This is a genomic window from Roseateles sp. P2_H4, assembly GCF_056403315.1.
The window spans coordinates 1-13,777 of record NZ_JBFUFR010000048.1 but is presented as its reverse complement, the minus strand read 5'-3'; the positions used below and the strand labels follow the sequence as shown (position 1 = coordinate 13,777).

17 protein-coding genes are annotated in these 13,777 nt (G+C 69.0%); 10 read left to right on the top strand and 7 right to left on the bottom strand.

Annotated features, from left to right (window positions below; translation table 11 throughout):
• Nucleotides 1–77: 77 nt before the first annotated feature.
• Both AC1DW3_RS26370 and AC1DW3_RS26365 read left to right on the top strand, forming a co-directional pair.
• Nucleotides 78–524 carry a GFA family protein gene (locus AC1DW3_RS26370; RefSeq protein WP_477936485.1) on the top strand — a complete coding sequence of 149 codons (447 nt, stop codon included), beginning with the start codon at nt 78–80 and terminating at the stop codon, nt 522–524.
• Between the two features lie 264 nt (nt 525–788).
• Nucleotides 789–1,124 (top strand): DUF3592 domain-containing protein, encoded by a 336-nt coding sequence (locus AC1DW3_RS26365; RefSeq protein WP_477936483.1) that lies wholly within the window; start codon nt 789–791, stop codon nt 1,122–1,124.
• A 30-nt stretch (nt 1,125–1,154) separates the two neighbouring features.
• On the opposite strand, the gene AC1DW3_RS26360 is transcribed toward AC1DW3_RS26365, so the two are convergent.
• Nucleotides 1,155–1,625: an Lrp/AsnC ligand binding domain-containing protein gene (locus AC1DW3_RS26360; RefSeq protein ID WP_119039690.1), complete on the bottom strand. Its 471-nt coding sequence runs from the start codon at nt 1,623–1,625 to the stop codon at nt 1,155–1,157.
• An 89-nt stretch (nt 1,626–1,714) separates the two neighbouring features.
• Here AC1DW3_RS26360 and AC1DW3_RS26355 point away from each other — a divergent pair, with 89 nt between their 5' ends.
• The 3 genes from AC1DW3_RS26355 (at nt 1,715) to AC1DW3_RS26345 (ending at nt 6,684) form a co-directional block, all read left to right on the top strand.
• Nucleotides 1,715–5,272 (top strand): L-glutamate gamma-semialdehyde dehydrogenase, encoded by a 3,558-nt coding sequence (locus tag AC1DW3_RS26355; RefSeq protein WP_477936481.1) that lies wholly within the window; start codon nt 1,715–1,717, stop codon nt 5,270–5,272.
• A gap of 95 nt (nt 5,273–5,367) precedes the next feature.
• On the top strand, nt 5,368–6,237 hold the full coding sequence (locus tag AC1DW3_RS26350; protein WP_477936479.1) for a hypothetical protein: 870 nt from the start codon (nt 5,368–5,370) through the stop codon (nt 6,235–6,237).
• A gap of 84 nt (nt 6,238–6,321) precedes the next feature.
• Nucleotides 6,322–6,684, top strand: a complete 363-nt coding sequence (locus AC1DW3_RS26345) for a hypothetical protein (RefSeq protein WP_477936477.1) — start codon at nt 6,322–6,324, stop codon at nt 6,682–6,684.
• Here AC1DW3_RS26345 and AC1DW3_RS26340 read toward each other — a convergent pair.
• The 4 genes from AC1DW3_RS26340 to AC1DW3_RS26325 form a co-directional block, all read right to left on the bottom strand.
• Nucleotides 6,675–7,097, bottom strand: coding sequence for a hypothetical protein (locus AC1DW3_RS26340; protein ID WP_477936475.1), 423 nt, complete (start codon nt 7,095–7,097; stop codon nt 6,675–6,677). The genes AC1DW3_RS26345 and AC1DW3_RS26340 overlap by 10 nt on opposite strands.
• Entirely contained in the window at nt 7,090–7,377 is a 288-nt protein-coding gene (locus tag AC1DW3_RS26335; RefSeq protein WP_477936473.1) for a hypothetical protein, read from the bottom strand. Before AC1DW3_RS26335 ends, AC1DW3_RS26340 begins: the two co-directional genes overlap by 8 nt.
• 4 nt (nt 7,378–7,381) lie before the next feature.
• Nucleotides 7,382–7,708 (bottom strand): YbjQ family protein, encoded by a 327-nt coding sequence (locus tag AC1DW3_RS26330; protein WP_477936471.1) that lies wholly within the window; start codon nt 7,706–7,708, stop codon nt 7,382–7,384.
• A 74-nt stretch (nt 7,709–7,782) separates the two neighbouring features.
• On the bottom strand, nt 7,783–8,328 hold the full coding sequence (locus AC1DW3_RS26325; protein WP_477936469.1) for a GNAT family N-acetyltransferase: 546 nt from the start codon (nt 8,326–8,328) through the stop codon (nt 7,783–7,785).
• Nucleotides 8,329–8,371: 43 nt separating this feature from the next.
• On the opposite strand from AC1DW3_RS26325, the gene AC1DW3_RS26320 reads away from it, so the two are divergent.
• Nucleotides 8,372–8,551: an oxidoreductase-like domain-containing protein gene (locus AC1DW3_RS26320; protein ID WP_477936467.1), complete on the top strand. Its 180-nt coding sequence runs from the start codon at nt 8,372–8,374 to the stop codon at nt 8,549–8,551.
• Here AC1DW3_RS26320 and AC1DW3_RS26315 read toward each other — a convergent pair.
• A complete protein-coding gene (locus AC1DW3_RS26315) occupies nt 8,548–9,375 on the bottom strand; it encodes a hypothetical protein (RefSeq protein ID WP_477936465.1) in 828 nt (275 codons plus the stop codon). The two genes, AC1DW3_RS26320 and AC1DW3_RS26315, sit on opposite strands and share 4 nt — an antisense overlap.
• A gap of 70 nt (nt 9,376–9,445) precedes the next feature.
• On the opposite strand from AC1DW3_RS26315, the gene AC1DW3_RS26310 reads away from it, so the two are divergent.
• The 4 genes from AC1DW3_RS26310 to AC1DW3_RS26295 all read left to right on the top strand — a co-directional run bounded on the left by AC1DW3_RS26310 (nt 9,446) and on the right by AC1DW3_RS26295 (nt 12,550).
• On the top strand, nt 9,446–9,724 hold the full coding sequence (locus tag AC1DW3_RS26310; protein WP_477936463.1) for a DUF2277 domain-containing protein: 279 nt from the start codon (nt 9,446–9,448) through the stop codon (nt 9,722–9,724).
• Between the two features lie 44 nt (nt 9,725–9,768).
• Nucleotides 9,769–10,164: an MAPEG family protein gene (locus AC1DW3_RS26305; protein WP_477936461.1), complete on the top strand. Its 396-nt coding sequence runs from the start codon at nt 9,769–9,771 to the stop codon at nt 10,162–10,164.
• A 52-nt stretch (nt 10,165–10,216) separates the two neighbouring features.
• Nucleotides 10,217–10,642 carry a hypothetical protein gene (locus tag AC1DW3_RS26300; protein WP_477936459.1) on the top strand — a complete coding sequence of 142 codons (426 nt, stop codon included), beginning with the start codon at nt 10,217–10,219 and terminating at the stop codon, nt 10,640–10,642.
• A gap of 72 nt (nt 10,643–10,714) precedes the next feature.
• Entirely contained in the window at nt 10,715–12,550 is a 1,836-nt protein-coding gene (locus AC1DW3_RS26295) for an ABC transporter ATP-binding protein (protein ID WP_477936542.1), read from the top strand.
• 7 nt (nt 12,551–12,557) lie between these two features.
• On the opposite strand, the gene AC1DW3_RS26290 is transcribed toward AC1DW3_RS26295, so the two are convergent.
• Nucleotides 12,558–13,559: a DUF1444 domain-containing protein gene (locus AC1DW3_RS26290; protein ID WP_477936457.1), complete on the bottom strand. Its 1,002-nt coding sequence runs from the start codon at nt 13,557–13,559 to the stop codon at nt 12,558–12,560.
• Nucleotides 13,560–13,777: the final 218 nt, after the last annotated feature.

The window sequence follows — 13,777 nt, the reverse complement described above, 5'->3', positions numbered from 1 at the left end:
ATGTTTACCCGCCCTTGGAGCGCCAGCGCGTTCGTCCTCGCGGACGTCCATACCCACACCGGGTGCTAGATTGACTCATGCCCTCACCCACCTCACCCGCCGCTCATAGCGAGCTGAACGAAGTTCGCGGACGCTGCGCCTGCGGCCAGCTTCGATATGACGTGACCGGGGGGCCGCTGCAGGTCGTGGCCTGCCATTGCGACCTTTGCAAGCGAATGAGCGGCGCCCCGTTCTCCGTCTATGTCGTGGTCCGCGAAAAGGACTTCCGCTTGACCGCTGGAGAAACCAGCGGCTACAGGGCCACCGATCGCACCACCAAGCACTTCTGTGCTTCATGCGGCACGCCGGTTTTCAATGCCAATCCGGCCACCTACAAAGGCCTGGCGATGCTCTACCTCGGCACGACCGAGCACCCCGAGAGCTACGAGCCCAGGATGAACATCTTTTGCGAGAGCAAGCTGGAATGGGTTACGCCCAACGTTGGCAGCCAGCTGTTCAGCCGGTCGCCCGGTGAGGGCCCCTAAGCTGGATTGAGCCGGCGAGCTGCGGCGTCAGATCGGCAACGCGCTGATGGACAGCGAGTAAAAATGCAAGTCCGGACTCGGGCCGATCAGCGTCACGGCATGGCTTGGGCCCGAAACAGGGCGGCAGAAGTTCCTTTCCATCTGCGGCTGGATACGCAAATCCAGACAGCGGATGAAAAGGCGAAGGCAGCTGCGGCCCATCGTGAGATTGCGCCCGACTGCATCTAACCGCCGGCGAGCGCCAACGCCAAGAAGTGGCCTGCTGTGGACTATCGAATCTGGTTCCCTCTCATCGGTCTCGCCGTGCTCTCAGTCCTTGCGGGATTGCACCGTGCCGGCAGGGCCGCTGCGAACAAACGAATTCTTGAAAGAGGCCTGAAGGTAGAAGGGCAAATAGTGGAAAACCGTCGGGACGGACGAGTGACTACCGTCGTGTATCGCTATCAGCCCGAAGGTGCTTCACTGCCCATCACCGTGGAGCGCCGAATGAGCGGAATGGTGAACTTGGTCTCGGGCCAACGTGTACACGTCTGCTACCTGCCGTTGCACCCGCAGGTCTCCATCCTGGTCGACTTCGCGCACCTGCACGACGCTTCTTGACGCCATCAATCGGCCCAGTCTGCCTCGCTGTCAGATCGGCAGCGCATTCGTCGACTTCACCTCCTCCATCACCGCATATGTCCGCGTCTCCCTCACCCCCGGCAGCGTCCAGATCACGCTGCCGATGAACTCGCGATAAGCGCCCATGTCGCGCACCCGGGTCTTGAGCAGGTAGTCGAAGCCGCCGGCCACCAGATGGCATTCCAGGATCTCGGCGCGGGCCTGGACGGCGGCCTTGAAGTTGTCCATCACGTCCATCACCGTGCGGTCCAGATGCACCTCGATGAAGACCAGCATGGCGGCACCCAGCTTGGCCGGGTTGAGCCGCGCCTCGTAGCCGAGGATGAAGCCGTCGCGGGTCAGGCGCTTGACGCGCTCCAGCACGGCCGTGGGCGACAGGTGCACCGTTTCCGCCAGCTTGAGGTTGGAAATCCGCCCATCGGCCTGCAGCACGCGCAAGATGCGCTCGTCGATCTTGTCGAGTTTGGTTTCGTCGTCCATCTGGATTTTTGTCGGCTGCTCTTGCAATCCTTGGAATTTAATCCAAGTCGAGCGTCGATAAAGTGCAGATCCTCACCAGGAGACCCGCCATGCCCACGCCCTTCGCCGCCCCGACCGAACAGCCCCGCCTGCCCGATCCCTACCGGGCCGAGCATGGCGTCGTGCAGGCCCTGGCCGAGCGCGTCGGCGGCGCGCTGGACTGGCCCGGCGTCATCGCCATGGCCGCGCCCTGGGTCGATCAGGTGCGCAAGAACCCGGCGCCCTTCTGGGCGATGGAATCGCTGCTGCGCGAATACCCCATCACCAGCGCCGAAGGCCTGGCCCTGATGCGCCTGGCCGAGGCCCTGCTGCGCGTGCCGGACGTGCCCACGGCCATCGCGCTGACGGCCGACCAGCTCGGCCGCGCCGACTTCGACGGCGCCAGCGAGGGCAGCCCGCACAAGATGCTGGCCGCGCTGTCGGCCTCGGCCATCTCGATGTCCAAGCGCTTCCTGCCGGGCGGCGAGGACGACAACGGCCTGTTCAAGCGCCTGGGCGCGCAGACGGTCGTCGCCGCCACCGTGCGCGCCATCCAGCTGCTGGGCCGCCAGTTCGTGCTCGGCCGCAATATCGGCGAGGCCATGAGCGAGGCCGACAGCGCCCGCAAGGCGCAGAAGCAATTGCGCTTCAGCTACGACATGCTGGGCGAAGGCGCCCGCACCGAGGACGACGCGCGCCGCTACCAGGCCGCCTATGTCGGCGCCATCAAGGCCATCGCCGCCGGCCAGCGTGCGGATTCGCCGGAAGCCTCCGACGGCATCTCCATCAAGCTCAGCGCGCTGTTCAGCCGCTACGAAGTGCTGCAGCGCGAGCGTGTGTTCGCCGAACTGCTGCCGCGCGTATGGCAGCTCATCGAACTGGCCGCCAGCGCCAACATCAACCTGACCATCGATGCCGAGGAGGTCGACCGCCTGGAGCTGTCGCTGGACGTGCTGGACACGCTGGCCGCCAAGATCGCCGTCGTCTACCCGCAGTGGCGCGGCTTCGGCCTGGCCGTGCAGGCTTACCAGAGCCGGGCGCTGGCCGTCGTCGACGAAGTGGCGGCCATCGCGCGCAAGCATGGCCTGCGCTTCATGGTGCGCCTGGTCAAGGGCGCCTATTGGGACGGCGAGATCAAGCGCGCCCAGGAACTCGGCCTGGCCGAGTACCCGGTGTTCACGCACAAGCAGCACACCGATGTGAGCTACCTGGCCTGCGCCCGCGCGCTGATCCAGCATGCCGACGTCATCTACCCGCAGTTCGCCAGCCACAACGCCGGCACCATCGCCGCCATCGTGCAGATGGCCCGTGCCACCGGTGCGCCCTTCGAGATGCAGCGCCTGCACGGCATGGGCGAGGGCGTCTACCGCGAAGTGCTGAAGGACGGCAGCATCCCCTGCCGCGTCTACGCCCCGGTCGGCGAGCATCGCGACCTGCTGGCCTATCTGGTTCGCCGTCTGCTGGAGAACGGCGCCAATTCCTCCTTCGTGCATCAACTGGCCGATCCCAGCGTGCAGGTGCCCGAGCTGCTGGGCTCGCCGCTGGCCGAGGTGCGCAACACCAGCGCCTTGCCGTTGCCGCCGGCCCTCTACCTGGACAGCGAAGGCCGCGGCCGCGCCAACTCCACCGGTGCCGACCTGACGGCCCCGGCCCAGCGCGCACCGTTGCAGGCGGCACTGGAAACGACGCCCGTGCATGCCGTGCCCGAGGCGTCGGCAGCTGAAGTCGATGCCGGCATGCAGCGCCTGCACGCCGGCTTCCCGGCCTGGAACGGCACGCCCGTCGCCCAGCGTGCCGCCATCCTGCGCCGCGCCGCCGACGACCTCGACGCCCGCCTGGCCGAGTTCTGCGCCCTGCTCGTCAAGGAGGCTTTCAAGACGCAAGCCGACTGCGTCGCCGAAGTGCGCGAGGCCGTCGACTTCCTGCGCTATTACGCCGACCAGGCCGAGAGCGACGCCACACTGATGCAGGGCCGCGGCGTGTTCGTCTGCATCAGCCCCTGGAACTTCCCGCTGGCCATCTTTGCCGGCCAGGTCGTTGCCGCGCTGGTCGCCGGCAATGCCGTTGCCGCCAAGCCCGCCGAGCAGACGCCCTATGTCGCGTTGAAGTTCGTCGAGCTGCTGCACGCCGCCGGCGTGCCGGCCGATGCGCTGGCGCTGTTGCACGGCCCCGGCGAGACCGTCGGCGCTGGCCTGGTCGCGCATGCCCACACGGCCGGTGTCTGCTTCACCGGTTCCACGGCCGTGGCGCAGATCATCAACAAGGCGCTGGCGGCCAAGCCCAACTCGCCCGTCCCCCTCATTGCCGAGACCGGCGGCCTGAATGCGATGGTGGTGGACTCGACGGCCCTGCCCGAGCAGGTCATCGACGCCGTCGTGCAGAGTGCCTTCCGCTCGGCCGGCCAGCGCTGCTCGGCACTGCGCCTGCTGTGCGTGCAGTCCAGCATTGCCGAGGGCGTCATCGAGATGCTCAAGGGTGCGCTGCAGCAGCTGCACGTCGGCCAGCCGGCCCATCTGGCCACCGACGTCGGCCCCGTCATCGACGACGAGGCCCACGCCAGCATCAGCAAGCATGTCGAGCGCCTCAAGCGCGATGCCAAGCTGCTGGCCGAGGCGCCCGTGGCCGAGCCCATGCCGCGCCAGATCCGCCCGGTCGCCTTCGAGCTGCCGCGCATCGCCCACCTGGGCGAGGAGATCTTCGGCCCGGTGCTGCACGTGGTGCGCTTCGAGGACTCGGTCGACGACGTCATCAAGGAAATCAACGCGCTGGGATATGGCCTGACGCTGGGCATCCAGACGCGCATCGACAGCCGCGCCCAGCGCCTGGCCGACGAGGCCCGCATCGGCAACGTCTACGTCAACCGCAACATCATTGGCGCGGTGGTGGGCGTGCAGCCCTTTGGCGGTGAAGGCCTGTCGGGCACCGGCCCCAAGGCCGGTGGCCCCGACTATCTGCGCCGCTTCTGCGCCGAGCCGCAGATCGACGCACCGCTGCCGACGCTGGCCATGGATGGCCGCAGCGAGGCGCTCGCCGTGGCCGCCGACGCGGGCTGGCGCGACACGCCGCTGGCCGAGCGCATCGCCACGCTGCGCCGCGCCGCCGACACGCTGGACGCGCCCGCGTCGCTGACGCTGCGCGGCCTCTTCACCGCCGCGCAGACGCACCTCGCGGATGTGGTCCTGCCGGGGCCCACCGGCGAGAGCAACACCTTGCGCCACCATGCCCGCGGCGTCTTTGTCGTGATCGGCCGCGACGAGGCGGGGCTCGCCGCCGTCGTCAGTGCCTTGCTGGCGGGCAACAGCGCCATCTGGCTCGGCGGCGACGAACGCGCCCGCCAGGCCCTGCTGCGTGCCGGCCTGCCCACCAGCGCGCTGACCCTGCTGCCCGACGCGACCTTGACGGGACTGCTCGCCGCGCCCCAGCTGGCCGGCGTCGCGCTGGCGTCGTCTGACGCTGCGGCCGCCCATGTGCTCGCCAAGAGTCTGGCCACGCGCTCCGGCGCCATCCTGCCGCTGGTGACCGCGGCGGGCCATGTGCGCCAGCTCTATCGCTTCACGGCCGAGCAGACGCTGACGGTCAACACGGCGGCGGCGGGCGGGAACGCAGCCCTGCTCGCGGGCGTTCACTGAGGTGCCGGTGCTCAGGGCGGGCTTATCCTCGGCGGCACACCCGCCCCGAGAGAAGAGGCCCGTCGTTGAGTGCCCTGTCCGTCCCCGCCAATTGCTTGTTTGACGAAGCCCGGCTCGGGCGCCGCGGCCTGCTGGGTTTGACGGCCGGTGCCCTGCTGCCCGCCTGGGCGGCGGCCGAGCCGCTGCTGCCGGCCCTGATCCCCGACGATGTGCTGCGGGACTACCAGGCCTTCCTCGCCGGCCGCGACCCGGTGGCCGTCACCGACTACGGCGGTCCGCTGTCGCGGCGCGACGTCGTCGAGGTGGTGCTCATCCACCAGGCCCTGGCCCGGCAGGACCGCAAGCTGCGCCTGAGCATGTCTCCCATGCCCACCAGCCAGCGGCTGCAGACGGAGTTGCGCATCGGCCATGCCGCCTGCAGCGCCACCACCTACTGGCGCGAAGACTTCCCCCAACCTGACGGCCTGTTGTTCAGCGAACCACTGCTGCTGGAAGGCGAGTTCGAGGCCGGGCTCTACACCACGCCCGGCAATGCGCAGGCGCTGGCAGCCCGCCAGCTGCGTGATGTGCAGCAGCTGCGCGTGCTCAGCAACAACACCTGGCGCGTGGACTGGCTGACGCTGGAGCAGCTGGGCATCGCCAACCTGCAGCATGTGGCCAGCTGGAACCTGATGCCGCGCATGCTGCAGCAGGGCCGAGCCGACCTGCTGCTGGCGCCCTTTCAACCCACGCCCGACCTGTCCCTGCTGGTGGACGGCGTGCGCCTGGTGCCCATCCCGGGCTTGAAGGTCAGCATGAAGGGCACGCGCCATTTCCTCGTGTCCGCCACCCACGCGCTGGGGCCGCGGCTGCGCGACCAGCTCAATGCCGGCCTGGCCTGGCTGCGCCAGCAGGGGTTGGTGCGGCGGGCCTATGAGCAGAGCGGGTTCTTCAATGCCAAGGTGGCGGGGTGGACGCGGCTCTGACGCCGCAGGGTTAACTTGCTGGCTTCACGGGTGTGAGCCACCATGCCGCCAGGCGCTCGCTGTCAGGGCGTTTGGGAGGACAAGATGTTTCCTTGGTTCTGGCTCTGGGCGCCCCAGCTGCGCCTGCCTTTCAGCGGTGACGTGATGCAGGACATCGAGCCGCGGCTGGACTGGTTCTTTGCGGGCATCAAACCGCAGGCCGGCAATGCGCGCATCGAGGCCCGCGCCTTCGATGTCGCCACCTATGGCGACCAACTCGGCGTCATCACCAAGCTGTTGATCGAAATGGCCGAGCGCCAGCCGGCCGAAGTGCAGGCGGCATCTCAACCCCTGCAAGAGTTGCGCGGCATCCGCGACCGCATCGAGGCCATCAAGGACGAGGAATGCGAGCGTGAGCTGGCCATGCTGGAGGCGCGGGTGCAGCGCCTGCGCGAACGTCAGAAATAGCCGTCCAGGAAGGCAGCCGTCTCGTCACGGAGGCCGACGATCTTGTTCGTCGCCTGCCGGTAGAACTTGAAGTTGAGCTCCGTCTCGGGCCGGCCGTCGTCCCAGTTGGCAAAGGGCTTGAGTTCGGCGCGGCCGAGGCGGCGCTGGGCCGAGGCCGTGCGCTTGACGGTGATGCTGACGCGCGGCGTCTGCCTCTCCACGTCCGGCAACCGTGGCGTGTCCTCAGCCGACGTGACGACGCCGCGCGCCACCAGGCCGGTGCCGCCCTCGTTCTCGCTGGCGAAGAGGTAGATCACGTCGCCCACGGCGATGCGCTTGCCGTCGTACATGGTCTTCTGCGCGGCAAAGGCCCAGCCGCCGGCCCGCGGGTCGGCGATCTCGGTCTTGATGGCATAGCTGGAACGCTCAGGCATGCGGGTCGGGTTCGTAGCGGCGCTCGCCGGTGCGTGGGTTGTACAAGACCTGGACCGTCTGTCCAGACTCCGGATCGACAAAGCGCTCCTCGGTCTTCTGCCAGTCGCCGCTTTCGGCTGCGTTGCGTGACCGATAACGCCAGCGCTCCGCCAGCACGGCCGCGGCGATGAAGCAGCCCCAGATGGCAAAGGGCGCCGCGTCGCGGTACCCGGCCAGGCGCGCGCCCGCGCCGATCAGGCCCATGGCCAGGGCCACGACGAAGAGCAGCTTGCGCAGCATGGCCTCAGCCCGGCAGCTTCTCGACGACCACGGCCGTGCCGTAGGCCACGATCTCGCTCATGGTCTGGCCCATCTCCGATGAGTCGAAGCGCATCATGACCACGGCATTGCCGCCCATCAGGCTGGCGTTCTTGACCATGCGGTCGATGGCATGGCGGCGCGCCTCTTCCAGCAGCTGGGTGTATTCCGTGATCTCGCCGCCGATGATGGACCTCAGCCCGGCCAGGATGTTGCCGGCCAGGCCGCGGCTGCGCACGACGACGCCGAAGACCTGGCCCTTGATCTCGGTGACGCGGTGGCCGGCGAGGTTCTCGGTGGTGACGATGAGCACGGGGCTCTCCTTCTGAATGGGGTGGCGTGATCCTCGGCTCGCGGGCATCAGGAAAACATAAGTGCAGCCCGGTATCACGCCATGCCCGCACCGGGCGGCACGACATGGGCAAACATCCAGAAGTCGCCGGGCCGGCCCCCGACCAGGCGGTAGCTGTGCAGCAGGCCCTCGCGCTGGAAGCCGCAGCGCTCCAGCACCTTCATGGAACGCGCGTTGGAAACCAGCGCCGTCGCCTGCACGCGCAGAACGCCGACATGGCCATGCGCCCAGTCGACCATCGTGCGGGCCATGTGGCTGGCAATGCCCTGGCCCCAGACGGTGGGCGAGAGGTCGTAGGCCAGCTCGGCCGTGCGGTTCTCGGGCGAGACGGTGTGAAAGCCCATCGAGCCGACCATCTGCCCCGTGGCGCGGTCCGCGATGGCCAGGCGCAACACGGAAGCCGGCGTATGGGCGGGCTGAGCGTGATGCGCCAGCTCGGCCACCGCCTGCGGCCGCCAGCTCGTGTGCTCGTGGACGAGGGGCAGGGACAGATAGCCGAACCAGACCGGGAGGTCGGCCGCCGCTATCGGGCGAAGCATCACGAGCGGGTGATCGGATTCGGGCAGGGTGGTGAACTGCATGGGGGCATTCTGCTCACCCGCACAATGGCTGGCGATGCTGCCGATGACACCGCCCCCCGTGCCCAACGCGGACCCCAGGCCCGAGCCGCCGCCGGAGCCCGATTTCGATGCCTGCTGCGGCAACGGCTGCGATCCCTGCATCTTCGACCTGCACGACCTCGCGATGGACGACTACCGCCAGAAGCTGCGCGCCTGGCGCGAGCGGCATCCCGAGGCCGTCTAGATGTCGTGCGTCGGGTTGCGCCCGCTCAGCACCTCGTAGCCCGAGCCGCGGCGGCGCAGGACCAGGGCTTCGTCGACGAGCCTGACCGCCGGCTTGCCGGTGCGGGCGTCCACCGCGGCCTCGCGGCCGCTGAAGCGCACCACGACATCGGCCGTTTTCCGCCCCGTGGGCGTCGCGAGATGCCAGCGGCCGGCGACCCGGTAGCAGAACTCCGCGTCATAGCGTTCGGGCAGGGCCCGCAGCCGACCCGCCAGCCAGTCCCGGCATTCCTCGGTTGCGATCGTCGAGTCGGAGCGGATCATCAGCTGCAGGACCGATCGCGCCCCTTGGGGCGTGACGGCGTAGAGCCCCAGCCATTCGCCGCAGACCCCTTGCCAGCAGCTGCCGTTCTCGACGGCCAGACCGGCCTGGCCCGGTCCGAGCTTGACCGCACGCAGCGCGCCCACCTCGCCCGAGAACCCGGTCCAGGCCACCGAATCCTGGGCGCTGGTCCTGACCCAGCGTTCGCCCCGGCGCGTGAAGCCGTAGAGGCCCAGGTTGCCCGCGGCGGCATGCCCGGCCGATTCGGTCTTCGTGCCGTTGTTGGGCACGCCGCTGACGACAAGGCTGCGGTGCCGATCATCCAGCTGGAGCACGAGGCGCGGCGTCACCGCGATGCGCACCGGGCGCGAGTCGCTGTCCGTCACGGTGATCGCATGGAACTGGCCTGGCGCCCAGCCCGGCAGGGCTTCGCGCGCCAGCGCCTCCAGGCTGTCATCGGAGGCGCCCGAGGCCCAGGCCATCGAGGTCGACACGAGGAGGAGTGAGGCCAGGGTGCGCTTCATGCCAACACGATAGCGGCAGTCGCGCGGGTGCATCGTTAGGATGGATCGCCCACCGCTTCCTCGCCACGCCATGTGCCGCAACATCCGCACCCTCTTCAACTTCGAGCCCCCGGCCACCGAGGTCGAGATCCGCGACGCGGCGCTGCAGTTCGTGCGCAAGCTCAGCGGCTTCAATGTGCCGTCGCAGGCCAATGCGGCCGCCTTCGACCATGCCGTCGCGGCGATTGCGGATGAGGCGCGGGCGCTGATTGCGTCGCTGGTGACGACGGCCGAGCCCAAGAATCGTGAGGTCGAAGCCGAGAAGGCGCGGGTTCGCTCGCAGGCGCGTTTCGGCCAACCGGGCGGATGATGCGCCGCGCGTCGAGTTGACGCCGCCACTTCGGAGGAGATCCCATGCCCAAGCTGCTGTCTCTCGTCGTCTGCATGACCCTGCTCACCTGGCTGACCGTGCTCGCCGCCAGCCTGATCCGCGCCCAGGCCTGGACGCCCAAAGGGCTGATGCTGGCCTTCGGCAACCGCGACAACCTGCCCGAGGCGACGCCGCTGGCCTGTCGCCTGCAGCGCGCGGCGGCCAACAGCCTGGAGAACCTGGTGTTCTTCGCCGCTCTCGCTCTGGTCGCCCAGGTCGCCGGCGCGACCAACGAACGCGTGCTGCTCGGCGCCCAGGTCTTCCTGTGGGCCCGTCTCGTCTATGTGCCGATCTATGTGATGGGCATCCCCTTCGCGCGCACCGGCGTCTGGGCGGTCAGCATCGTCGGCCTGGCCATGATGCTGATGGGCATGCTTTGAGCGACCTCTGCCTGACGCACAATCGCCGCGCCCCGGCTTCCCTGACACCGCCATGCGCTTGAAGCTCTCCCTGTTCTTCGTCGCCCTGCTGCTGCTCGTCGCGGCCTGGTTCGCCTTTGCCTGGCACTGGAGCTACTCCGACGGCGAGCGCGCCGGCTGGGTGCAGAAGTTCTCGCGCAAGGGCTGGGTCTGCAAGACCTGGGAGGGCGAGCAGGCGCTGGTGTCGCTGCCGGGCACGGCCAGCGTCGAGAAGTTCTACTTCACCGTGCACGACGAAGCCACGGCCCTGGCCATCAACAAGGTCATGGGCCGGCGCGTCAACCTGCACTACGAGGAGAAGGTCGGCCTGCCGGGCTCCTGTTTCGGCGAGACGCGCTACTTCGTCACCGGCGTCACGCTGGTCGACGAGATCTCGCTGTCGCCCGGTGTCGTCGTGCCGGTTCCGCCGCCTTCGCCGGCCTCCGCAGCCAGCCAGTAAGCGCGAGGCTGTTGCCACGCCTTGGCAGCGTTGTCAGGCGAAACTAGCGGGATGGCTTCGCTGTTCCAACCGCTGGTGGCTCGCTTCGAGCGCCTCGTCGACCCTTATCCCGAGACTGCCGGCACCGCCCCGCCGACACGCTTCTTCGCCTTCCTGTGGCGCTGCGCCGATGGCGTGCGCCGGCATCTGTTCGCCGTCACGCTGTTCACGGCCGGCATCGCGGCGGCCGAGGCGCTGCTGTTCAGCCTGATGGCCTCGCTGGTGGACTGGCTGTCCACCATCAAGCCGGCCGAGCTGTGGGCCAAGCCCCAGCCCGTCGTGCTGATGCTGCTGGGCGTGCTCGCGGTCAGCATCGTGCTCGCCTCGGCCCAGGCGCTGCTGAAGTACCAGGGCGTGTTCGGCAACTTCCCGATGCGGCTGCGCTGGATCTTCCACCGCCGCATGCTGTCGCAGAGCCTCGCCTTTTTCGGCGACGAGTTCGCCGGCCGCATCGCCACCAAGGTCATGCAGACGGCCCTGGCCGTGCGCGACACCTGGCTCATCGTCGTCGACATCCTCGTCTACGTGGCCGTCTACTTCGGCACGCTGGTCGCCATCGTGGCGAGCTTTAACGCCTGGCTGATCGCCCCCTTCGCCGGCTGGCTGGCTCTCTATCTGCTGGCGCTGCGCTACTTCGTGCCGCGCCTGGGCAAGATCGCCCAGGCCCAGGCCGACGCGCGCAGCCTGATGACGGGCCGCATCACCGACGCCTACACCAACATCGCCACCGTCAAGCTGTTCGCCCACGGCCGCCGCGAGGCCAGCTATGCCAAGTCGGCGATGCAGGACTTCATGCTGACGGCCTATGGCCAGATGCGCCTGGTCACCGGTTTCGAGGTCGTCAACACGCTGCTGTCGGCGCTGCTCGTCGGCAGCACGGCGATGTTGTCGCTGTGGCTGTGGGGCGTGTCGGCCATCGGGGTCGGCGCCGTCGCGGCGGCCACCGCGATGGGCATGCGCCTGAACGGCATCTCGCACTGGGTGATGTGGGAGATGGCCTCGCTGTTCGAGCACATCGGCACCGTGCAGGACGGCCTGGCCACGCTGTCCAAGCCGCAGACGATTGCCGATGCGGCCGGTGCGACGGAGCTGACCGTACCGCACGGTGAGGTGCGCTTCGAGAACATGCGCTTCGCCTACCCCAACGGCAAGGTCGTCGTCGATCAGCTGAACCTGACCATCAAGCCCGGCGAGAAGATCGGCCTGGTGGGACGCAGCGGCGCGGGCAAGAGCACGCTGGTGAACCTGATGCTGCGCCTGTACGACCTGCCCGCCGATGGCGGCCGCATCACCATCGATGGCCAGGACATCGCCAGCGTCACGCAGGACTCGCTGCGCCGCCACATCGGCATGGTCACGCAGGACACCTCGCTGCTGCACCGCTCCGTGTCCGAGAACATCCTCTACGGCCGCCCCGACGCGAGCGTAGACGACATGCAGCGCGCCGCCGTGCGCGCGCATGCCGACGAGTTCATCGCGACGCTGTCCGACCCCAAGGGCCGCACCGGCTTCGAGGCCTTCGTCGGCGAACGGGGCGTCAAGCTGTCGGGCGGCCAGCGCCAGCGCATCGCCATCGCCCGCGTCATGCTGAAGGACGCGCCCATCCTGCTGCTGGACGAAGCCACCAGCGCGCTGGACAGCGAGGTCGAGGCGGCCATCCAGCAAAGCCTGTACACGCTGATGGAAGGCAAGACCGTCGTCGCCATCGCGCACCGGCTCTCCACCATCGCGGCGCTGGACCGCCTCGTCGTCATGGACGCCGGCCGCATCGTCGAGCAGGGCACGCATGCGGAGCTGCTGGCGCAGAACGGCATCTACGCGCGGCTCTGGGCGCACCAGAGCGGCGGCTTCCTGGGGCTGGAAGACTAGAGGGCGCTCATTCCAGGACGGTCCAGCGCCCGTCGCGCCGGCGCAGCAGCTGCTGGGTGATGGCCCCCTTGGCATCGGGCCCGATGCGCCGGCTGGCCTCGCGCAGTGCGGCGATGCCCGCGGCCGAGTTCGCGTCGCAGAAGGCCAGCACGTCGCGCGACGGGATGGAGACGACGGCGCCGTTGGGTGTCTTGTCGGCGAACAGGTGGTCCCACAGGCCGTCCAGCAGCACCAGGCAGGCCTCGTGGTCGCCGTCCAGCAGCAGGCCGTAGTAGGGCGGGTGCTCCACCAGGCGCAGGCCCGGCTGGCCTTTGACCAGCGTCATCAGGTTGGACAGGGCCTGGCGGTGCAGCACGTTCAGGTTCATGCCCGCCGCGCGCATCTCGTCGCGGCCGACCGATACCCAGTGCGAGCCGGCATCGACGTGGTAGCCCACGACGAAGACGCCGGCCGAAGCGCGCGTCGGCGGCAGCATGCCGGGGTCGTTGGGGATGTCGGGCGGCAGCTGGCCGGGGACGATCTGCATGCGCACTTCCTCACCCTCGGCCCAGTTGCCGTTGGCCACGCCGCGCAACACCGGCAGGGCCTGCTGGACCGGCGCCCGGGTCGGGGCGGGTGCGTCGGCCGGGGCAGGTGCCGCCGGCCCCGCACGGCGCTCGCGCAGCTGCGCCTGGCGGATTTGGACCTCCAGGCTGGCGCGCGTGTCTCGCGCGGCCAGCAACAGATACAGGGGCGCCACCAGGCTCACAAAGGGCAGGGCGCAGCTCAGGAAGAGCGGGTATTTGACGAGGGCTGAGGTGCCCAGCAGCGGCGCCGCGCGGCTGATGACGTGGGTGCCGATCAGCCAGCTGCCCATCCAGCCGACGACGGCCAGCGCGGCAACCTGCCCGACAAAGCCCACCATGGCCGCAATCGTCAGCCCGAACAGCAGCCAGATGCGCCCGTTCAGCGCCTTGAGTGCCTCGTCGACCAGCAGCAGCTCATCGAGGTCGGCCGTCGTCGCGTCCATGCAGGTTCTCCCGGCTTTGCGGCGGGAGTGTAGGCAGGCCGCCCGCGGGCTCAGCGGGGCGTCAGCAGCGCACTCGTCGGCATGGCCGCGCCCCGCAGGCGGGCATCCAGGAAGGCGGCGCTGAGCCGCATCGCTTCGTGCAGATCGGCCTGGGCCGCCTCGGTGGCGCTGCCGCTGCGCGGCCCGCGCGGCGCACCGCCGGCCGGCCCGTGCGGGGC